The sequence below is a fragment of the Nitrosomonas oligotropha genome (assembly GCF_900106555.1).
Lineage (GTDB): Bacteria > Pseudomonadota > Gammaproteobacteria > Burkholderiales > Nitrosomonadaceae > Nitrosomonas > Nitrosomonas oligotropha_A.
Genome location: NZ_FNOE01000025.1, coordinates 21304 through 41365, shown reverse-complemented (window position 1 = coordinate 41365; position 20062 = coordinate 21304). Strand labels below are relative to the sequence as shown.

Genomic DNA, 20062 nt, shown 5'->3' with positions numbered 1-20062 from the left:
CATTAAGCACTTCGCATTGCCGGGTAACCGGTCAATAGCTTTTGTGCCGTTCAATCCAGGCGTACTTCACACTGATTCCTGCGCAAAGTACGCCGTCGCTTTTTTTAGAATGTCACGCTCCATCTTCACTCTTGCAAGCTCTGCCCTCAGGCGCGCCAATTCCATTGGTTCCGAACTCACCAATTGGCTTTTTGCCGCTTGCCGAACCCAGTTCTCTAATGTCTGACTCGGCATCTCCCCAGAACTTTGGCTGTCTCTGCGCATGACCGACCACTCTGAACCAATCGCACCGCTTCCAATTTGTATTCCAGTGTATACGAAGCTCTCTTGACCTTTTCTGCTTTCATTTCTTCGTCTCCTTAGCTTCTATAGTTTAACCTCAGTTAAGAAATACGTTTCTACAGGGCAAGGTCACTGCATTATTTCCCGGATAATACTTGTGATTTATTGCACGCCCCCACGGCCGTTCATGAGAACGATGTCCAACGTCTAGCGCTTGTTTTTTTAGTCTACTTCTCTTCGTACCTTCATTTGAATCCATGGCAAAAAGAGGCTCGTGGAAATGAAGCAATTCAAATGGAAATTAATCGATTATCAAATACCACATGTCCGATTCAGCGCACAAAACAGCTTGTCGAATGCAGGCTTATAGCGTTATCGTCTACTCAAGAAATTAAGAATCTTCTCCGTTCGTTTTGATGAAGGTGAACGAAAGATCACAGCATTACTCTTATCTAACATGCTTCAATCAATGTAGGACCATGAGCATATTGCTCATGAATGAGTATCACTAAAAATTCCATGCAGAAAATTTCCAGAAGAGAATTGATCAAATTCAGCCTGCTAGGCAGTGTGGTCAGTGCATTAGGCAGCCGTAGTTTTGCCAAGGCATTGGCGCTGATACCGACTCCCGATGAAACCGAAGGGCCGTTTTATCCGGTGAAAGATCAGCAAGACAAAGATGCCGATTTAACGCAAATCAAGGGACATACGGCTGCTGCGCAAGGTCAGCACATTGTTGTGAGCGGTCAAGTTCAGGATGTGGCAGGGCATCCCGTTGCACAGGCTGCATTGGATATTTGGCAGGCTGATGCCCATGGGCGTTACCACCATCCGCGCGATCCTAATCCAGCGCGTCCGGACAAAAATTTCCAAGGCTGGGCGATCATCCATAGCGACGAGAATGGTTTATTCCGCTTCAAGACGGTGATGCCCGGCGCTTATCCTGCCAGCGGATCCTGGATCCGGCCGCCGCACATTCATTTTAAGATCTCAAAACCAGGCTATCGTGTTCTGACCACGCAAATGTATTTTCCCGCTGAAAAGCTCAACCACAGCGATTTATTGTTGAACGCAAAATCGGAGCGGGAACGCACCGCGATGACAGCACAGCTGGTTGCCAAGCAAGGCAATTTACCCGTTTACGAGTACAATATCGTTCTTGATTTACTTCGCCGATAAAACATGACAACCAAACACAATACATTGCTCATTCTGGGCTCCGGACCTGCCGGTTATACCGCTGCCGTCTATGCTGCGCGTGCAAATCTGAAACCAGTTCTGATCACCGGACTGGCGCAAGGCGGACAGTTGATGACGACAACCGATGTCGACAATTGGCCGGCCGATGCGATGGGCGTGCAAGGCCCGGAACTGATGGAGCGGTTTCAGAAACATGCCGAGCGCTTTCAAACCGAAATCATTTTCGACCATATCCATACCGCCAAATTGACGGAAAAACCGATTACGCTGATCGGCGATCAAGGCACTTATACCTGCGATGCGCTCATTATCGCCACCGGCGCTTCCGCGCAATATCTCGGTCTGCCGTCGGAAGAAGCGTTCATGGGACGCGGCGTATCCGGTTGCGCGACCTGTGACGGTTTTTTCTATAAAGGACAGGACGTTGCCGTGATCGGTGGCGGTAATACCGCAGTTGAGGAAGCGCTTTATCTGGCCAACATCGCGCGCAGCGTGACCGTGGTGCATCGACGCGATCAGTTCCGCTCGGAAAAAATTCTGATTGATAAATTGATGGAAAAAGTCCGCAACGGCAATATCAAACTGGCATTGAATCATGTGCTGGAAGAAGTGCTCGGCGATCAATCCGGCGTGACTGGCATGCGTATCAAAAGCACGCAGGACAATTCCACGCAGACGATCAACTTGCAGGGCGTATTCATCGCCATTGGCCATAAACCCAATACCGATATTTTCACCGGACAACTGGACATGGAAAACGGCTATATCGTCACGCGCGGCGGCGGTCAGGGCAATGCGACAGCAACCAGCATCCCCGGTGTTTTTGCTGCTGGCGATGTGCAGGATCACATTTACCGTCAGGCGGTCACAAGCGCTGCGAGCGGTTGCATGGCGGCATTGGATGCGGAAAAATACCTCGATCATTTGAAATAGCCCATGCACCGGGAACTCTGCAGCAAGCAGTCAGTGATATGGAATGAAGGACAAGAATCCCACGCAAGATGACGATGAGATGGCGCTGTTTCACGCTGCGATGCGCGACGTAGCGCCGTTACCCGCCACCGGCACGGTCGTCCAGCATAAGCCTTCCGTCTCTCCGGTTCCCCGTAAAAGTAATCTGCAGGAACAGCCCATCACAGCGGATGTACTCTCTGATCATATTGCCATCGAAATGGAGGCAGGTGATGATTGGTCCTATGTGCGCCCCGGTATGCCGCGCCTGACATTGCGGAAATTGCGGCGCGGTCACTGGGGAATCCAGGACAACCTCGATCTGCACGGATTTACTCGTGACGAAGCCAGGCAGGAATTAAGTATTTTCCTGAATGCCTGCTCGCAAAATAAGTTTCGCTGTGTCCGCATCATTCACGGCAAAGGGCTGAGCTCGAAGAATCGCGAACCGGTTCTGAAAACCCGGATTGGAAACTGGTTGCTGCAACACGCGGATGTGCTGGCTTTTTGTCAGGCTAAAGCGGAAGACGGCGGTGGCGGTGCAATCCTGGTTTTGCTTAAAAGCAAAGCATAGATCGATCGAACCTTACCTTCACAGCGAAGGACTGGATTCCTGCGGAAAAGCTTTTTCGTATTTGCTTTGGCACTCAATACAGCGTTGTGCGGACGGGTACGCCAGCAACCGCTCAAACCCGATTTCGTTGCCGCAATCGATACAATCACCGAATTCCAGCTCGTTGAGATACTCCATCGACATTTCCAGCTCGCGCATCTCGTTGATTTGCCGGTCGATCAGTGCGGTATCGATGTCATCCGGGGTATCATTTAAGTATTCCGACCGCTCAGAGTCACGAATATCGTTGGTATGCGCCAACTCGTTTTGAACCTCTTCCTGCAACGCAAGATATCGCTCATGGAGTGCGGTTTTTAACTGCGCTAACTGATCTTCTGTGAAATTTGCCATTCAGTCTCCTTTCAATTTTAGCTTTCATATATTGTCTGAGATGTGATTTTCAATCCTTGATCGAAGTCAAATGAACATGTCCCTATCAGGGCTCTGCCGGATCAAGCCGCTTGTAAATGCTTCAAATCCGCGATCACTTCAGCAGAGTTACGGGCTGCGCTCGCTGACAGATACATCCGTGCGATTTTTCCCTGCGGATCGATCAAGAAGGTATTGCGCTGGGCGAATTTGATAATGCCCAGATTAATCAGGGAATGATAACGTGCCGCCGTTTCTGTTGTAGTATCCGCCAGTAATGGAAATTGCAGCTGAAACTTCTTAGCGAAATCAGCATGACTGCTTGTGTTATCGACACTCACGCCGACCACATCAGCACCCAAATCCACCAATTCCTGTAAGCCGTCACGGAAAGCGCAAGCTTGTTTGGTGCAACCAGGCGTATCGTCCTTAGGATAAAAATATAATGCCAGCCATTTGCCGCGAAAGTCAGCCAAAACGTGCGTTTTTCCATGCTGATCAGTCAATTTGAAATCGGGCGCAAGCTGACCCAGCTCGAGTGACTTTCTATTCCTGGAAAAAAACCAGAACATGAATCCCAGCGTGAGGATTGATAAGGTAATAGTCAACCATTCCATCATATTTTCGTCCTTATTCGTTGTTATTCGAATGCCGCAGCGGCCAGGCCCATAGCCGTAATAATACAATAGGCAGTAACGCCAGCAGACTGGCGAACATAAAAGCCGCCGCCGCGCTGTATACATGCCATATCACCCCGAACAATAGTCCCGCCGGGATGGCCGCGATACCGCTGACCAGATGATACCAGCCAAAAGCGGTGCCGCGTTCGTCAGGCGCGGCATAGTCGCTAATCAACGCGCGCTCGGCGCCCTCGCTCAAACCCATCAGCAATCCGTAAAAAACACTGATGATCCATAGCCCGGTGCTCGTTGTGATCTGACTCAGCGCCATAAACGACAGTGCGAGCGCGGACCAGCCGATTAGAATCAATGCGCCGCGGCCGAAATGATCGGCTAATTGCCCTCCCTGCGTGGAAGTAATCGCCTTGGCGAGATTGAGCGCCGCCCATAGCAACAGTAATTCAACCACGCCGATACCTAATTCATGACCAAATAGCAAAATAAAAGTTTCAGAGGCGCGTGCGAAGGTGAACACCATCAGCACCCATAAGTAATGCTGCATCGGCACAGACAATGCAGACCAGCGCAACGGCGTAAGTACCCGCTGCGCTGCTGGGGATGGGATTTGGCTGGCCGTGGCTTCTTTCACCCCCGCGCCCAAAAGCGCCACCGCGACAAAGCCGGGGACTGCCGACCATAGAATCACTTCGCTCAGACTTAAATCCGACCATGCCAGAATAGCCGCAGCCGCCAAAGCACCCGCAACCGCACCGGCATTATCCAATGCGCGATGAAAACCGAATGCATAGCCGCGGATCTGCGGCGGTGTAGCGTCGGCGACCATCGCATCACGCGGCGCGCTACGCAATCCCTTGCCAATACGATCCACGCTCCGCAGCAATAATACGGTTAGCCAGGAACCCGCCAAGCCAAGGAGCGGACGCGTCAGATTGGAAAGCGTATAGCCCGCCAGCGCCAGCTTTTTACGCCGCCCGCTCATCACATCGGAATGCCGTCCCGCCCATAACTTGAGAAAACAGGCCAGCGCATCCGCTACCCCTTCGATCAATCCCAGCGCAATCGGCCCCGCAGCCAGCACAGTTGTTAGCAAAATCGGGATCAATGGCACCACGATATCAGACGCAAAATCATTGAAAAAGCTAACTAATCCGAGAACAATGACCGTTCCTGGCAGTTTTCTTGAGGTTTCCGGACTGGAAGGATCCGGTTGATCAGGTTTATTCATGGTGTGATATTAGCGTAAAATATCAAGTTCGCCCTGGTAGCTCAGTGGATAGAGCAACCCCCTCCTAAGGGGTAGGTCGCACGTTCGATTCGTGTTCAGGGCGCCATGAACAACGCATAATAAACATGCGCCCTAAAACGATGAAGTCAATTATATCCAGTTGGATGATGCGCAAATAAACTGTGCCAATCGCCATCCAGCTAGCGTAACCGCACAGTTATACCGGATTCAGGTGGTGAAAGAAGAAGTAGACTAACAGAACAGATTCAAAATCACGAATTTCGCGCTATGTTCTTATGTGATTGCCAGATGTGCAATGCCCGAATTGAGATCCTGCGATTTGGCTTCAGCGCCTTCCAGCTTAATTTTCAGGCGCAGTTCATTCATTGAATCCGCGTTGCGCAGCGCGTCTTCATAACTGATTTTTCCCGCTTCATACAGCTCGAATAGAGCCATATCGAAAGTTTGCATGCCAAGTTCACGGGATTTTTTCATGATGTCTTTGATCTCATGAACATTACCCTTGAAAATCAAATCTGAGATCAGGGGCGAATTAAGCAGCACCTCGATCGCGGCAACCCGCCCTTTACCGTCTTTGGCCGGTATCAACCGTTGCGCAACGAGGGATCGCAAATTCAGCGATAAATCCATCAGTAACTGTGCCCGGCGTTCTTCCGGGAAGAAATTGATAATGCGATCCAACGCTTGGTTGGCGCTGTTGGCGTGCAGCGTACCCATGCACAGATGACCGGTTTCGGCGAAGGCAATCGCATGCTCCATGGTTTCACGGTCACGGATCTCGCCGATGAGAATGGCATCCGGCGCTTGCCGCAAGGTGTTTTTCAGCGCCGCTTCCCACGATTCGGTATCGACGCCGACTTCGCGCTGCGTAATGACGCAGTTGATATGTTCGTGCACATATTCGACCGGGTCTTCGATGGTGATGATGTGGCCGTAGCTATTTTTATTGCGATGCCCGATCAGTGCGGCCATGGATGTGGATTTTCCAGAACCGGTGCCGCCGACAAAAATGACCAGGCCGCGTTTGCTCATCACCACTTCTTTCAGCACCTGCGGCAACCCCAAATCGTCAAATTCGGGAATTTTAGTGGTGATGGTTCGCAGCACCAAACCAACCCTTTGCTGCTGCACAAAAGCATTAACCCGGAACCGCCCGATTCCTGCGGGACTGATTGCGAAGTTGCATTCCTTGGTGGCATCGAACTCGGCCGCCTGTTTGTCGTTCATGATCGCGCGCGCAAGCATTTCGGTATGTTGCATGCTCAAGGATTGTTGCGACACCGGTGTCATTTTTCCGTCAATTTTCATCGCCGGTGGAAAACCGGCGGTCATAAACAAATCGGAGGCTTTCTTGCTGAGCATTAAGCGCAGTAGATCCGACATAAATTTTGATGCTTGTTCCTTATCCATAATGCACTCCCGGAATTCAACTCAACTGGATTGGCCATCAACCTCTGAAATTATCTTTATTCATCGCTTGCGTTCTGGCTTCGGTCATTGAAATCACGCCGCGCTTCACCAGATCAGTCAAATTCTGATCCAACGTTTGCATGCCGGCATTTTGGCCGGTCTGAATCGCCGAATACATTTGCGCAACTTTTCCTTCCCGTATCAGATTACGGATTGCCGGTGTGCCAATCATGATCTCATGCGCCGCCACGCGGCTTTTGCCATCCTTGGTCCGCAACAATGCTTGAGAAATTACCGCACGTAACGACTCGGACAGCATCGCACGAATCATTTCCTTTTCTTCGGCAGGGAAAACATCGATGATACGATCAATCGTTTTAGCGGCGGAACTGGTATGCAATGTGCCGAAAACCAAGTGACCGGTCTCGGCCGCTGTCATCGCCAAACGGATGGTTTCCAAGTCACGTAACTCACCGACCAGAATAATATCCGGGTCTTCCCGCAAGGCTGAGCGCAAGGCATTCGAGAAACTCAGGGTATCCCTTCCTACCTCACGCTGATTAATCAGACACTTCTTGCTTTCATGCACAAACTCGATGGGATCTTCAAGAGTCAGGATATGTCCGTAATCATTTTCGTTGATGTCGTTGATCATCGCCGCCAATGTGGTCGATTTGCCCGAGCCGGTGGGACCTGTCACTAAAACCACCCCGCGCGATTGCTTAGCAATCTCAGCAAATATTTTGGGCGCTTTAAGATCTTCCAGGCTTAATACTTTTGACGGAATCGTCCGCATTACTGCGGCGGCGCCACGTTGCGTATTGAAAGCATTGACACGAAAACGGGCAAGATTCGGCACCGCAAAAGAGAAATCGCACTCCAGGTGCTCTTCATAAAATTTTCGCTGACCGTCGTTCATAATGTCGTACACCATCGCGTGTACTTCCTTATGCCCCATCTCCGGCAGATTGATGCGGCGGATCTCGCCATGCACCCGGATCAGAGGTGGCATTCCGGCCGATAAGTGTAAGTCCGAAGCGCTATTTTTAACGACAAATGCAAGCAGCTCTACGATATTCATAGTGACACCCTCTTGTGACAATGCAAAATGTAACGTGAAACATTTGGATAAGAATTGATGACTGTAAGGATCAGAATCTGAATCAACCCGCTTATTAACGGATAGGGTCAATAAAAAATTGAATGCGGCTGGTTTAGAAATTCAAGCTTCTTCAGATCAACAGTTATGAGCACTACATCCGTTTCTATGCCGTCTGATTGACGGCATCACTGATCCGGTGAGCCCAGGCTGTGGCCTCCAGTTCCAGCCGGATAAATTCTTCCATGCTGAGAAATCCTAGCTCCGGCAACATCGACAGAACTATTTCCGACTCACCTTTTTCATATGCCTCGATCAATGCGAGTTGATATCCAAGCGATCCACGGCGTGTCAGCAAGGCCTCGCTCATGTCTTTTTGTATACTGAGGGTACTCACGAGCTCGGGCATTTCGATTCCCAGCAATGTATCCAGCAATGACAAAACACCGACCATAAACGCGCGATCCTGGTGGTTCTTATCATGCGGGCGATCCGCGATGGCAATCGACTCCAATAGTTTGCCCCGCACGGTTGCTGTTTGCATCAAGGCATCGGAAGTGCCGCCATCCCTTTGCTTGGCGGCGTAGAGCAGAATCTGCACCCAGCGTTGCAGTTGCTTACGGCCCAGAATCATAATGGCCCGTTTGATCGAGTTAATCGTGCTCGGCAAACCATTGGCAGCCGAATTCACCATGCGCAGGAGGTTATAGCTCAAACCGGGCTGATATTTGAGTTCATTTTCAATTTCACCCACTTCACTTTCTCTGACCACCAGTAACAAAAGCTTCAGCAAGGATAGTTTGGATGGATCGATCCGTTTTCCCGAAATAATCTCCGGTTTTGCAAAATAGAATCCTTGCAGCATTTGAAAATTCAGCGCAATGCAGTTTCTGGCAATCTCCTGACTCTCAACTTTCTCGGCTAACAGCAGCACCGGCCAGCGCCTTAATCTCTTCACCAGGCTCAGCAGATCCTGCTGGCTGAGTGCCGTAATATTGATTTTCACCACATTAATGAGCGGCATGATGCGATCAAATCGCGCATCCAGGTGGGTTACATTGGAAAGTGCCAGCTGATAGCCCTTTTGCTTCAGAAAGGAACAGCGTTGAATGATTTCATCATTAATGTCGACGCTTCGTAAAATTTCCAGCACGACATGCTTTTTCGGCAGCATGCAAATGGTATCGTTAAGCAACAACTTGTCATCCACCTTAATAAAACCGCGCCGCTTACCAATGACATTCTCTATACCTAACTGCCCATAGGTATCGATAATGACATTTGCAGAAGCTGCGGAGTTATCGGTTATCGTAACGACATTGTGTTGATCGGAGCGAAATAAAAGCTCATATGCCACTAAATTTTGTTTGTTATCAAGGATCGGCAATCTGCCTAGATAAACTTCCATCCCATCTGCTCCTGTAACTTTGCGCTGTCCTGCTGATTTTTGTTTATCGTCCCGGATAGGATCAACTTGAGCTTTTGTTTTCCAGGAATAACACGATGAAATAATTGAATTAAGACGACAATTTACAATTCCATGATCGTTAGCGGATGGCGTTAAATACTTCGATGACTTGCAATTTCGCCACCGTCATTACCGACTCGACGATTTCAGCCGATAAGCCTAGAAAACTCCAGGCCTGAAGTGCGCGATCGGAGATAGTTTCTTCGTGCTCTATCGGTTGATTGGTGCAAGGTTGAATATAACTGGCAATATTGACTGCCGCACACAATGTGCTGGCGTCATACTGGAACTCCTTTTCTTGCATTGGATTGAATTGATACTCAACCATCTTGCAGATATTGACCGGTAATTTCCATTGTTTCAGCAGTTCAGCGCCTAGTTGCGCATGGGTAAAACCGAAGATTTTACGTTCCGCCTGGATTACCGCATCTTCGCCCTGATTCATGCAGCTCAATACTTTGGCCGATTCCTTCGGATATTGACTGAAAAGAATTAATCGCCCCACGCCATGCAACAATCCGGCGATAAAAAAACGCTCCCGGCTGTCGACACTGGAAGCCAATAAGCGCGCAGTAACTCCGCAAGTGATGCTGTGATTCCAGAAGGTATCCATGTCCACCAAATCGGGCGGAATATCCTTGAATGTGGAGGTCACGGATGTGGCAAGAACCAGATTGCGCAGTTCTTTATGACCGATAATGGCAATCGCTTTTAAAACGGTTTCCACTTTTCCGGAAAAACCAAAATAGCTGCTGTTGGCAAATTTCAATATCTTTGCCGTTAATGCGGGATCGCTTGAAATAACACGTTCCAGCTCAGTATTGGTGGCTTCTCCGGAATCGATCAAGTCATTGACGCGAACCACAACATCAGGCAAGGAAAAAATTGAGCGAACGTTAGTCACTATCGTGCGTGGATCATCCATTCAGGTCTCTGTTAAGAAGAAATAAAAAGGGGTCTTAGGAAGTTAAATACTCACTAAGATTAAACTAAAACTGAAAGGGTTACGCTGACGATTAAACGGGGAAAACTATCGGATTTCGTCGAGAAGGATCATTGAGATGAGAAGCGTATTGCGAAATACTTTATTTCTTAGCGGAAATAAGCGCCTGATATTTTGCTTGCAGCTGTTCCTTACTTTCAATCACATCGGGATTGAGTGAAATGCAATCAACCGGACATACTTCCACGCATTGCGGCTCGTTATAATGCCCGACACACTCGGTGCATAAGGCTGGATTGATGCGGTAAATTTCCTCGCCCTGGGAAATGGCGCCATTCGGGCACTCGGGTTCACAAACATCGCAATTGATACATTCATCGGTAATGATTAACGCCATTTAATTCTCGCAAAACTATTGATTAACAATCTTTTCATGCAGCTTTTGTGCCACCAGGGGATGAACAAACGCATCCGCATTTCCGCCCAGCGAAGCGATCTCACGCACCATGGTGGCGGAAATGAACATATATTGTTCGGAGGGCGTCATGAACAAAGTCTCGACATCGGGATACAAACCTCGATTCATTCCCGCCATCTGGAATTCGTATTCAAAGTCGGACGCCGCGCGCAAACCACGCAAAATGATGCGCGCATTCTGCTGTTGCAGAAAATTCATCAACAAGCCGGAAAAGGGCATGATCGTGACGTTTGCACAACCGGACAAGACTTCCTGCGCCATTTCCACCCGCTCCTCCAGTGTGAAAAACGGCTTTTTGCTACTGCTTACGGCTACCGCCACCACTACCTGATCAAACAAGCGCGCGGCGCGCCGGACCAGATCTTCATGTCCGCGGGTTATCGGATCAAAGGTGCCGGGATAAATCGCTTTATCCATGCTGCGCCAGCTCCAACAGCCGGTAATGCACGCTGCCGGCTCTTGTGCCACGCTTTACCTGCCATTGCGCATCCACGCTCCAATCGCCTTTGGCTTCAGCATAAACCAACCCGCCGGTTTCAAGATGACATGGCAATAAAGGCAGCAACTCTGGTAACAACCCCAGACGATAGGGGGGGTCGAGAAAAATGACATCAAATTTGCGCATATCCGACTTCAAAAAATTCATCGCATTCATCATCACCAGCTCAACGTGTGTTGCTTGCAATTTTTCCTTATTCTCCCGCAGCATGCGATAGACTCCCGCATCGGCATCTACCATCACCACCGATGTCGCGCCGCGGGATGCCGCCTCAAAACCTAACGCTCCGCTTCCGGCAAACAAATCGAGACAACGCATACCGTTCAAATCCTGTCCCAGCCAATTAAACAGCGTTTCACGGATTCGATCGGCGGTGGGTCTTAAATCGGGATGCTCGGGAAAAGCCAATAAACGGCTGCGCCACTGACCGCCAATGATACGTACTTTTCCCCGGGTTACGGCCATCGGCACAAACTTTATTCGATCGCACCTACGATCACAGTCACCATACCGTCAGGCTGAATCCGGCGTTGAAATGCCTGCCGGATCTGTTCGGTGGTAACTGCCTCAACAGCTTCCAAGTAATCCGTCAAATAGGTCAACGGCAAGCGATAAAAACCGATCACGGACAGAAAACCCAATATTTTGCTATTACTGTCGATACGAAGCGGGAAACCGCCGATAATATTTTGCTTCGCTGCCGTTAATTCATCCTCGGTCGGACCTTGGGCGACAAAATCTTTCAGCACTTTGTGCGTCAAAGCCAGCGCTTCTTCCGATTGTTCCTTCTTGGTTTGCAAACCGATCTGAAACGGTCCTTGCTCCTGATAAGGAGAAAAGAAACTATACACACTGTAAGCCAAGCCACGTTTCTGGCGAATTTCTTCCATCAAGCGCGAAACAAATCCGCCGCCGCCCAGAATATGGTTGCCAACCAACAGAGGAAAATAATCCGGATCACTCCGTCGCAATCCCGGATAGGCCAACTGGATATGGCTTTGCGTTGCGGGATGGGGAATTCTTTTTATCCCCGCTGCCGGAATTGACACCGGCGCAATCCCGGTCTTCGCGCCATCGGCAGGTAAATTGCCGGTGAGTGATTCCGAAAGCGCTGCCGCCTCAAGCCGGGTGATGTCGCCCATGATGGCGATCACGGCATTCTTGGCGACATAATAGGAACGGTAAAAAGTCAGCAAATCCGCGCGCTGCAACCGGTTCAACGGCTCAATCTCACCCATTTCATTGAATCCGTAAGGATGATCGCCATACAGCATTTTCATCAATTCACGATCACCGATGTAATCCGGTTTCGTGCTGGACTCTTTAATACTGGCAATGATTCTGGCTTTTTCCCGCAGCACAACTTCTTGCGGAAATTCCGGGTGCTGAATAACCCGCGCCAGTATATCGAGTGCCTGCTTGCGTTCCCGCTCACTGCTCAAGGTGCGCAACGCAATACCGGCACGATCGCGGTCGAAATGGTTTTTCAGTTGCGCACCGACATCGGCCAGCGCTGTCGCAATCTGGTCTTCCGTTAAGCCACCCGCGCCAAGACTCAGCATATGCTGCACCAGACTGGCGCGGCCGGATTGATTGGCACTATCCATACCGCTACCGGCGGCAAATTCAACGCTGATATCCAATATGGGCAAGTCATGATTCTCGACAAAATACACCCGCGCGCCGGAAGCTGTTTGCCAGTATTGGATCGGCAATGTGGCCCAGGCCCATTGCGCGTAAAGACTGAGCAGCACAATAAAAATGAATCGTTTTATTTGCACCCCAATACCTCCCGCAGTGCGTTCACTAAAAGTAAATAAGGAAAATTCATATCCAGATTAACCGCTATTACGCAGACCGGCGGTTACACCATTGATGGTCAGATGGATGGAACGTTTAACCTCCTCGCTATCTTCACCTGAGCGGTAACGGCGTAACAACTCCACCTGTAGGTGATTGAGCGGATCAATATACGGCGTTCTATTGCGGATACTACGCGCTAACGTCGGATTATCCTGCAGCAACTCGGTATGACCGGTCAAGGCAAATAGCCATTTTTGACTTCTTGACCATTCTTCTTTAATACGCCCGAAAATCTGTTCGCGTAATGCCACATCTTCGACTAATTCCGCATAACGGGAGGCGATACCCATGTCCGTCTTAGCCAGCACCATATCCATATTCGACAATAATGTTTGCATGAACGGCCATTCCCGGTACATCTCCTGCAATAACGCCAACCCTTGACCACCCTGATCTTCACGATTGACAAAAGCTTCCACTGCATGCCCAAACCCATACCATCCCGGCAGCATCATCCGGCTCAAACTCCAGCTGAACACCCAGGGAATCGCGCGTAAATCTTCAATCGCATCGGAATTCTTGCGCGACGGCGGCCTGCTGCCAATGTGCAGCCCCGACATTTCCCGGATCGGTGTGGACTCCAGAAAGAATTTTTTAAATCCCTCGGTTTCGTACACCAAATCACGGTAAGCCGCAAAAGAAACGGACGCTAGTTTTTCCATCACCTGGTAATAGCGATCCGCATTCGCGCCAAGCGAATCATGACCCAGCAGTGTCGCCTCCATTGTCGCAGCCACCAGCGTCTCGAGATTCCGCCGTCCGATTTCGGGTTCAGCATATTTACTACTGATCACCTCGCCTTGTTCGGTAACGCGTATTTGACCATTCACACTGCCCGGCGGTTGCGCCAAAATACTTTGATAGCTGGGCCCGCCACCCCGGCCTACCGTGCCGCCGCGGCCATGAAACAGGCGCAGCTCCACATTGTGTTTGGCAAAAACTTTGGTCAGTTCAATTTCGGCTTTATAAATTTCCCAGTTCGACGTGATAAAACCGCCGTCTTTGTTACTATCCGAGTAACCAAGCATAACTTCCTGCACATTGCCGCGAGAAACCAAAAGCTTACGATAGTATGGCGTGGAGAATAATTGATCCATTATTTCGCCACAGACTCGCAAATCCGAGATCGTTTCGAACAATGGAATAATATTCAGGTGCAATTGCGGGTTTTCACCGCTTTGCAACAGACCAACTTGCTGCAGCAGATATGCGACTTCCAGAACATTGATAATGCTGGTCGTCATGGAAATAATGTAATTCGGCAGCGCGGCCCGTCCAAATCGGCGGTGAATGTCAGCAGCACAGTGCAAAATGCGCAATTCGGATTGCGCCAATTCGGAAAAGCCGTCATAAGTGGCGAGTATCGGCCGGGATTGACTGATTTCGCTCAGCAGCCACTCGGTGCGTTGCTTTTGATCGAGCTGCGCATAACCGCTTTTGCCAGTGTGATGCTGAAATAATTCGCTGACCACTTGCTCGTGAATCTTGCTGTGTTGCCGCATATCCAGCGGAGTTAAATGAAATCCGAAGACATCCGCGGCGCGGCGCAAATTGCGTAATGCTCCGCGAGCAATCCAGGCGGATTTGTGCTGCTTTAATGAAGCAATGATGGTATCGAGATCGCGCAAAAACTCTGCGCAGTCGGCATAAGGTTCTCTCTTTTCCGCTGTGCTGAGCTGCAAAACTTGGTGCCCGAATTGTCTGGCGGTTGCAACCAAACGTGCGCCGATACTAAGAAAAATCCGGCGATAGGGTTCATCAGACCGGTTGGGAATATCGGGTGCGGTGGCCACCAATTCCTTGACATCATCACTGACCTTGACCAGTTGCTCAGTCAGACTCATCGAGCGGCCAATTTTTTGTGCCGCATCAATGTAATAATCCAGTGCAACTGATGATTGACGCTCAACCGCGCGCAACATGACATCATGTGTGACAAAAGGATTACCGTCGCGATCGCCGCCAATCCAGCTGCCGATGCGCAAAAATGAGGAAACCGCAGGAATTTCGTTTTGATTTAAGCGGCGCTCGAGAAAATCCTCAATTTTTGCATAGATATAAGGAATTTCGGTCAAAAACGTATAACTGTAAAAAGTCAAACCGTTTTCGATCTCATCGTTAACCGATAACCGGCTTGGCCGCAGCATGCGGGTTTGCCACAGAATTTCAATGGTTGCCCGTAAATTTTCTTCATTATGACGCAATTCGTTGGGTGTCAGCTCCGTCCGCGCCCGCTCTCTTAACAACCGCTCAATGGTAAGCTGACAGTCCAATATACTCCGCCGTTGCACTTCTGTCGGGTGCGCTGTTAAAACCGGCGAGACGACCGCTTTCTTAAAGAAATCGAAAAGAATAGCCGGGGAATTGTTATTGCTGGTTAGCACACGCTCAAGCGCCAGCGTCAAACTGCCTTCCTGCAGCGGAGACTCTGCGCGCAAATGCGCACGCCGCCGCCGGTTGTGATGCACATCCTCGGCAATATTGGAAAGCAATGAAAAATAACTGAAGGCGCGAACAACGGGCAATGCATTCTCATCGCTCAAACGGTCAAGTATCGCATCCAGCTCCTCGCGCGCCTTGGGATCCTGGTCTCGATGAAAACGAATCGCAGTCTGGCGTATATTCTCGACCAGCTCAAAAGCGCTATCACCGTCTTGCTCCCGCAACGTATCACCCAGCATACGCCCGAGAAAACGAATGTCCTCGCGCAATGGTAAGTCTTTATCATTGACCAATTTATTATTGGCACTATTATTCTCTGAATCAGCAGCGCTCATCGCATTAACATACCCACGATCAAAAATGAACCCGGCGCGTGCTTGCAATAAGCAAAGTCCGTACCGGCCATGCTAAAATAATCATCATACAAAACTTTTTGTAATTTTTTCATTTTATACTATTAATGCCCAACTCACTTTTATCTCCACAGAAAATCATCATTGCATCGCGAGAAAGTTTACTCGCCATGTGGCAAGCCAAATTCATCCAAAAATGTCTCGGCGAATTATACCCGCAAACTGAAGTCAGCATACTTGGGATGACGACACGCGGTGATCAAATACTGGATCAATCCTTAGCAAAAATTGGCGGAAAAGGCTTGTTCATTAAAGAACTCGAACAGGCTTTGGAAGACGGCCGGGCCGACATTGCGGTGCATTCGATGAAAGATATGCCAATGAATGTGCCGGAAGGATTTAAACTGGCGGCCATAACGGAGCGGGAAGATCCGCGCGATGCGTTTGTTTCCATTCATTATAGCGGCCTGGATGCATTGCCTGAAGGCAGTGTCGTCGGCACCTCGAGTTTGCGGCGCGAAAGCCAACTACGCGCGCAATTCCCGCATCTCGAAGTTCATCCCTTGCGCGGCAATGTGCAAACCCGGCTACGTAAACTCGATGAAGGACAATATGCCGCGATCATTCTGGCTGCCGCCGGTTTAAAACGGCTGGGATTATCCGATCGCATTACCGCATTGCTGAGTCCCGAGCAAAGCCTGCCCGCTGTAGGTCAAGGCGCTTTGGGTATCGAATGCCGGGCGGATCGCATCGATTTGGTTGCACTGATGCAACCGTTGCATCACCAGGAAACTGCTTATTGCGTCGAAGCCGAGCGGGCCTTGAGCCGTGTATTAGGTGGCAGTTGCCAAGTGCCGCTGGGTGCATTTGCTGAAATCAGCAACGGCACACTCCAACTGCGCGGATTCGTGGCTCAGCCTGATGGCAAACGCATTGTCAGTGATGCACTGAATGGCAAACCAGAAACCGGCATTACGATGGGACAGCAATTAGCGCAAAAGCTCATCAACAAGGGCGCCGGTGAAATTCTGGCAACCTTGGTTCCTGCAGAGGGCTGGAAATAACATTGCCTGCAAGCACACAACTTACCGGTCTTAATATACTGGTCACTCGCCCTGAGCATCAATCCGCTGTTCTTGCGGAAGGTATCCGCGCTCTGGGCGGCAATCCGATTTTACTTCCCGTACTGGAAATCGCCGATGTCACGGATCTGAGTCCTTTAACTGATCTGATCAAACGCTTGGATGAATTCGACTGGGCAATTTTTGTCAGCCCCAATGCCGTGAACAAAAGCATGCCGTTGATAACCAAGCAGCATGCATTGCTGCCGTCACATCTGAAATTTGCCGCAGTCGGGAAAGGCAGCGCAGACACTTTGCAGCAATACGGCGTCAACGATGTACTCATTCCAACCGAGCATTCCGATAGCGAAGCGCTACTTAAGCTCGACGAGATGCAACATATGGCCGGGCAAAGAGTTGTCATCTTTCGCGGCAATGGCGGCCGTCAATTATTAGGCGACACACTTATTCAACGCGGCGCTTATCTCGAATACGCCGAATGTTATCAACGCAGAAAACCCGATCTTGATACCACACCTCTACTCGCTGATTGGTCACAAGGCAAAATCCATGCCGTGATCATCACCAGCAGCGAAGGGCTGCATAATTTATTTGACATAATAGGCATGCTTGGCCAACAATTGCTGAAATTTACTCCGGTTTTTACAGTTCATGAGCGAATTGCCCAAACGGCCAAAGAGCTAGGACTGGAAAAAATCATAAAAGCGCCTTCCACAGGTGACGAAGGCTTACTGAAAGGCTTACAAATATACTTTCAGGTAACCGGAAAATAGCACAACCGGACGGATGTTCATGTAATTTGCAATCGACGGTTCAATATTAACAATGATCATCTCTACTGCAATGAGGAGAATATATGAAACTGATACTCTGGCTATTGGCACTATTTGCTGCTGCTGTAGCTGTCACGCTAGCTGCTAAAAACACCACAGGGCGCGCTCTAATCGAGGCTCCGCCTTATCAATTGGAATTACCATTGGATCAATTCATCCTCGCGGTAGCAGTGGCGTTTTTTGTTTTTTATATTTTAGTCCGGTTTATTCTGGGGATTTTTGGTTTCAGTCAACGGCATCGTCATAAAAAAACGGATGAGATGCTCTTATCCGGATTAAAAGCTTATTTTGAAGGCGACTACGTTAAATCACAAAAAAATACCGCGATTGCGCTCAAGCTAGCGGATTCATCGACGGCCAAAGCAATCAGCGCTGTTATTGCAGCTCGCTCGGCTCAAATACTTAATGAAGTGGCTGCACGTGATCAATATTTGAACACTGCGCTGTCTCAAGCTCCGGATGAGAAATCATTGTGCCTTGCCGCCAGAACCGAATTTATGTTGCAAAAAGGGGATTATCAAGAAGCCCTTAGAATATTACAGTCACTGTATTCAGAAGGCGGATTACAATCCGTTGCCGTTCTGCAGCTGGAGTTAGAAGCTCAGCAGCAAGCCGGTAATTGGGATGCAGTTCTTGAATTGGCGGACATATTGGCAAAACGCCAATCAGTGAACAAGACGCTGGTAAGAAAATTAAAACACGATGCGCAAATAGAAAATATCAAAAGCAAAGCCACCGATTTGCAGTCATTGAATCAATATTGGCAATGCATATCACCGCTGGATAAAATGGACAGCAAGCTTTCTGTCGCTGCCGTACGCGCCTATATCTCGTTAGGTAACTGCAATATGGCCAATAAAATTATTGAATCGAATGTCCCGATGACATGGGACAACGAATTAATAGAGCTGTATTCGGAATGTTTGGATTATCACGTCAGCAGGCAAATCGAATGTGCTGAAGTATGGCTCAGAGTACACCCCAATAATGCGATTTTACTGCTAACACTGGGTAAACTCTGTACGTACTGCGAGCTTTGGGGCAAAGCGCAAAATTATCTGGAAGCAAGCTTATCCGTTGAATCCGGACATAAAGCGCATTTCGCGTTAGCGCAACTAAATGAAAAACTTGGAAAACATGAGTTAGCAATGGATCATTACAACAAAGGGCTGCAATTAACGCTCAAACAACTCAGTTAAAACGCTAGGGTTCTCGTGCAATCTGGGGATTGCTGGTTGAAGGCGTGAACACATCGGAAAAGAAAGCATCTTTTGGCAAGTTGCGATAACTGGTAAAGTCATGGTAAGCAGCTTTAACCATGGCAGGGACACCGCAAGCATACACTTGATGCTTTTCCAAATTATGATAATCCTGCATGACAGCTTCATGCACCAGACCTGTTCTCCCCTGCCAATTGTCCGTTGGCAGCGGATCCGACAGTACGGGGATAAAAGTAAAATTATCGTGCTGCTGTTGCCAGCTCTCTGCCAAATTCATCAGATATAGATCAGCTTTCGTACGCGCTCCCCAGTACAGCGTCATTTTCCTTTTCTCATTCCGATTACTGTCCTGATAAAAAATATGCTCGAGAATACTTTTTATCGGTGCAAATCCCGTGCCGCTTGCCAGGAACATAATGGCGGTATCGGTGGGCGTATCCCGCAAGAAGAATGAGCCCAATGGACCCGTAAAACGAAGCATGTCCTTAACTTTCATGTCCGTAAAAACATGCTCTGTAAATGCGCCACCTGGATAATTTCGCACATGCAATTGCAGCAATTCGTCGTCATGCGGTGCGTTCGCTAAGGAAAAACTGCGTCGTTTACCATCTTTTAGCAAAATATCGATATACTGACCGGCCAAAAACTGTAATCGCTGATTGGTTGGAAGTTTTAGAGAAATAATCATCACATCCGGAGCAACAAGATCGAGCCTATGCACCCGACAGGGCAAAGTTTTAATTTCAATATCTTTGATTGCACCGATTTCGTGACACTCGATTACCAAATCACTTAATGGGGAAGCACAACAAAACAATGCATTGCCTGCACGCTTATCTTCTTCAGTCAAGGTTTCTTCACTATAATTACCATAAGCGACTGTTCCCTCGATGATTCTTCCTTTACAAATGCCACAGGAACCATTGCGGCAACCATAGGGCAACGAGAATCCTTCACGCAGAGCCGCTTCAAGAATGGTTTCTCCAGGCTCAACCTGGAAAACATGCCCGCTGGGCTGAATAATGATTTGATGCGACATTGAGTAGCAAACAAATAGAAAATATAATAAT

At 49.1% G+C, this 20062-nt stretch carries 19 protein-coding genes, 1 tRNA gene and 1 pseudogene; 7 read left to right on the top strand and 14 right to left on the bottom strand.

Going from position 1 to position 20062, the window contains the following annotated elements; translation table 11 throughout:
• Window positions 1–34 precede the first annotated feature (34 nt).
• Window positions 35–347: pseudogene (locus tag BLU57_RS16655) on the bottom strand (transposase); the annotation flags it as partial.
• Window positions 348–780: 433 nt separating this feature from the next.
• Between BLU57_RS16655 and BLU57_RS12230 the strand changes: the two are divergent.
• The 3 genes from BLU57_RS12230 to BLU57_RS12220 are packed head-to-tail and all read left to right on the top strand — an operon-like array spanning window position 781 to window position 3007.
• A complete protein-coding gene (locus BLU57_RS12230; RefSeq protein WP_256206303.1) occupies window positions 781–1461 on the top strand; it encodes a protocatechuate 3,4-dioxygenase in 681 nt (226 codons plus the stop codon).
• Between the two features lie 3 nt (window positions 1462–1464).
• Entirely contained in the window at window positions 1465–2415 is a 951-nt protein-coding gene (gene trxB, locus BLU57_RS12225) for a thioredoxin-disulfide reductase (protein ID WP_090321280.1), read from the top strand.
• 43 nt (window positions 2416–2458) lie between these two features.
• Window positions 2459–3007, top strand: a complete 549-nt coding sequence (locus BLU57_RS12220; RefSeq protein ID WP_090321277.1) for a Smr/MutS family protein — start codon at window positions 2459–2461, stop codon at window positions 3005–3007.
• Between the two features lie 18 nt (window positions 3008–3025).
• Here the strand turns inward: BLU57_RS12220 and BLU57_RS12215 are convergent, their stop codons facing one another.
• The 3 genes from BLU57_RS12215 to BLU57_RS12205 form a co-directional block, all read right to left on the bottom strand.
• Window positions 3026–3397: a TraR/DksA family transcriptional regulator gene (locus BLU57_RS12215; protein WP_090321274.1), complete on the bottom strand. Its 372-nt coding sequence runs from the start codon at window positions 3395–3397 to the stop codon at window positions 3026–3028.
• A gap of 101 nt (window positions 3398–3498) precedes the next feature.
• Entirely contained in the window at window positions 3499–4032 is a 534-nt protein-coding gene (locus BLU57_RS12210) for a peroxiredoxin (protein ID WP_090321288.1), read from the bottom strand.
• Between the two features lie 13 nt (window positions 4033–4045).
• Window positions 4046–5281 carry an MFS transporter gene (locus BLU57_RS12205; RefSeq protein ID WP_090321271.1) on the bottom strand — a complete coding sequence of 412 codons (1236 nt, stop codon included), beginning with the start codon at window positions 5279–5281 and terminating at the stop codon, window positions 4046–4048.
• Window positions 5282–5311: 30 nt separating this feature from the next.
• On the opposite strand from BLU57_RS12205, the gene BLU57_RS12200 reads away from it, so the two are divergent.
• Window positions 5312–5387: transfer RNA gene (locus BLU57_RS12200), tRNA-Arg, on the top strand.
• Window positions 5388–5575: 188 nt separating this feature from the next.
• On the opposite strand, the gene BLU57_RS12195 is transcribed toward BLU57_RS12200, so the two are convergent.
• From BLU57_RS12195 to ppc, 9 genes are all read right to left on the bottom strand, one after another.
• Window positions 5576–6712 carry a PilT/PilU family type 4a pilus ATPase gene (locus BLU57_RS12195; protein WP_090321268.1) on the bottom strand — a complete coding sequence of 379 codons (1137 nt, stop codon included), beginning with the start codon at window positions 6710–6712 and terminating at the stop codon, window positions 5576–5578.
• Window positions 6713–6749: 37 nt separating this feature from the next.
• Window positions 6750–7793 carry a type IV pilus twitching motility protein PilT gene (locus tag BLU57_RS12190; RefSeq protein WP_090321265.1) on the bottom strand — a complete coding sequence of 348 codons (1044 nt, stop codon included), beginning with the start codon at window positions 7791–7793 and terminating at the stop codon, window positions 6750–6752.
• Window positions 7794–7977: 184 nt separating this feature from the next.
• A complete protein-coding gene (locus tag BLU57_RS12185; RefSeq protein ID WP_090321262.1) occupies window positions 7978–9219 on the bottom strand; it encodes an EAL and HDOD domain-containing protein in 1242 nt (413 codons plus the stop codon).
• A 139-nt stretch (window positions 9220–9358) separates the two neighbouring features.
• Window positions 9359–10204 (bottom strand): HDOD domain-containing protein, encoded by an 846-nt coding sequence (locus BLU57_RS12180; protein ID WP_090321259.1) that lies wholly within the window; start codon window positions 10202–10204, stop codon window positions 9359–9361.
• Window positions 10205–10364: 160 nt separating this feature from the next.
• Window positions 10365–10619 (bottom strand): YfhL family 4Fe-4S dicluster ferredoxin, encoded by a 255-nt coding sequence (locus BLU57_RS12175; RefSeq protein WP_090321256.1) that lies wholly within the window; start codon window positions 10617–10619, stop codon window positions 10365–10367.
• A gap of 15 nt (window positions 10620–10634) precedes the next feature.
• Window positions 10635–11117 carry a pantetheine-phosphate adenylyltransferase gene (gene coaD / locus BLU57_RS12170; protein ID WP_090321253.1) on the bottom strand — a complete coding sequence of 161 codons (483 nt, stop codon included), beginning with the start codon at window positions 11115–11117 and terminating at the stop codon, window positions 10635–10637.
• Entirely contained in the window at window positions 11110–11664 is a 555-nt protein-coding gene (gene rsmD, locus BLU57_RS12165) for a 16S rRNA (guanine(966)-N(2))-methyltransferase RsmD (protein WP_090321250.1), read from the bottom strand. Before rsmD ends, coaD begins: the two co-directional genes overlap by 8 nt.
• Before the next feature lie 11 nt (window positions 11665–11675).
• The gene (locus BLU57_RS12160) at window positions 11676–12980 is read right to left on the bottom strand and encodes a M16 family metallopeptidase (protein WP_090321247.1); all 1305 of its coding nucleotides are present in this window, start codon (window positions 12978–12980) and stop codon (window positions 11676–11678) included.
• 57 nt (window positions 12981–13037) lie between these two features.
• On the bottom strand, window positions 13038–15839 hold the full coding sequence (gene ppc / locus BLU57_RS12155; RefSeq protein ID WP_090321245.1) for a phosphoenolpyruvate carboxylase: 2802 nt from the start codon (window positions 15837–15839) through the stop codon (window positions 13038–13040).
• 125 nt (window positions 15840–15964) lie between these two features.
• Between ppc and hemC the strand changes: the two genes are divergently transcribed.
• From hemC to BLU57_RS12140, 3 genes are all read left to right on the top strand, one after another.
• Window positions 15965–16921, top strand: coding sequence for a hydroxymethylbilane synthase (gene hemC / locus BLU57_RS12150; protein WP_090321242.1), 957 nt, complete (start codon window positions 15965–15967; stop codon window positions 16919–16921).
• Window positions 16922–16923: 2 nt separating this feature from the next.
• Complete coding sequence (locus BLU57_RS12145; protein WP_090321239.1) at window positions 16924–17712, top strand: uroporphyrinogen-III synthase; 789 nt, start codon at window positions 16924–16926, stop codon at window positions 17710–17712.
• Between the two features lie 83 nt (window positions 17713–17795).
• The gene (locus tag BLU57_RS12140) at window positions 17796–18971 is read left to right on the top strand and encodes a heme biosynthesis HemY N-terminal domain-containing protein (RefSeq protein WP_090321236.1); all 1176 of its coding nucleotides are present in this window, start codon (window positions 17796–17798) and stop codon (window positions 18969–18971) included.
• Window positions 18972–18975: 4 nt separating this feature from the next.
• Here BLU57_RS12140 and BLU57_RS12135 read toward each other — a convergent pair whose 3' ends face one another.
• Window positions 18976–20031, bottom strand: coding sequence for a CDP-6-deoxy-delta-3,4-glucoseen reductase (locus BLU57_RS12135; protein ID WP_090321233.1), 1056 nt, complete (start codon window positions 20029–20031; stop codon window positions 18976–18978).
• Window positions 20032–20062 lie beyond the last annotated feature (31 nt).

Coding starts and splice junctions, on each gene's coding strand:
- BLU57_RS12215 (WP_090321274.1), bottom strand. CDS start 3,397: ATGGCAAATTTCACAGAAGATCAGTTAGCGCAGTTAAAAACCGCACTC.
- hemC (WP_090321242.1), top strand. CDS start 15,965: ATGCCCAACTCACTTTTATCTCCACAGAAAATCATCATTGCATCGCGA.
- BLU57_RS12175 (WP_090321256.1), bottom strand. CDS start 10,619: ATGGCGTTAATCATTACCGATGAATGTATCAATTGCGATGTTTGTGAA.
- BLU57_RS12230 (WP_256206303.1), top strand. CDS start 781: ATGAGTATCACTAAAAATTCCATGCAGAAAATTTCCAGAAGAGAATTG.
- BLU57_RS12135 (WP_090321233.1), bottom strand. CDS start 20,031: ATGTCGCATCAAATCATTATTCAGCCCAGCGGGCATGTTTTCCAGGTT.
- ppc (WP_090321245.1), bottom strand. CDS start 15,839: ATGAGCGCTGCTGATTCAGAGAATAATAGTGCCAATAATAAATTGGTC.
- trxB (WP_090321280.1), top strand. CDS start 1,465: ATGACAACCAAACACAATACATTGCTCATTCTGGGCTCCGGACCTGCC.
- BLU57_RS12180 (WP_090321259.1), bottom strand. CDS start 10,204: ATGGATGATCCACGCACGATAGTGACTAACGTTCGCTCAATTTTTTCC.
- BLU57_RS12210 (WP_090321288.1), bottom strand. CDS start 4,032: ATGGAATGGTTGACTATTACCTTATCAATCCTCACGCTGGGATTCATG.
- BLU57_RS12205 (WP_090321271.1), bottom strand. CDS start 5,281: ATGAATAAACCTGATCAACCGGATCCTTCCAGTCCGGAAACCTCAAGA.
- BLU57_RS12140 (WP_090321236.1), top strand. CDS start 17,796: ATGAAACTGATACTCTGGCTATTGGCACTATTTGCTGCTGCTGTAGCT.
- BLU57_RS12195 (WP_090321268.1), bottom strand. CDS start 6,712: ATGGATAAGGAACAAGCATCAAAATTTATGTCGGATCTACTGCGCTTA.
- BLU57_RS12185 (WP_090321262.1), bottom strand. CDS start 9,219: ATGGAAGTTTATCTAGGCAGATTGCCGATCCTTGATAACAAACAAAAT.
- rsmD (WP_090321250.1), bottom strand. CDS start 11,664: ATGGCCGTAACCCGGGGAAAAGTACGTATCATTGGCGGTCAGTGGCGC.
- BLU57_RS12190 (WP_090321265.1), bottom strand. CDS start 7,793: ATGAATATCGTAGAGCTGCTTGCATTTGTCGTTAAAAATAGCGCTTCG.
- coaD (WP_090321253.1), bottom strand. CDS start 11,117: ATGGATAAAGCGATTTATCCCGGCACCTTTGATCCGATAACCCGCGGA.
- BLU57_RS12220 (WP_090321277.1), top strand. CDS start 2,459: ATGAAGGACAAGAATCCCACGCAAGATGACGATGAGATGGCGCTGTTT.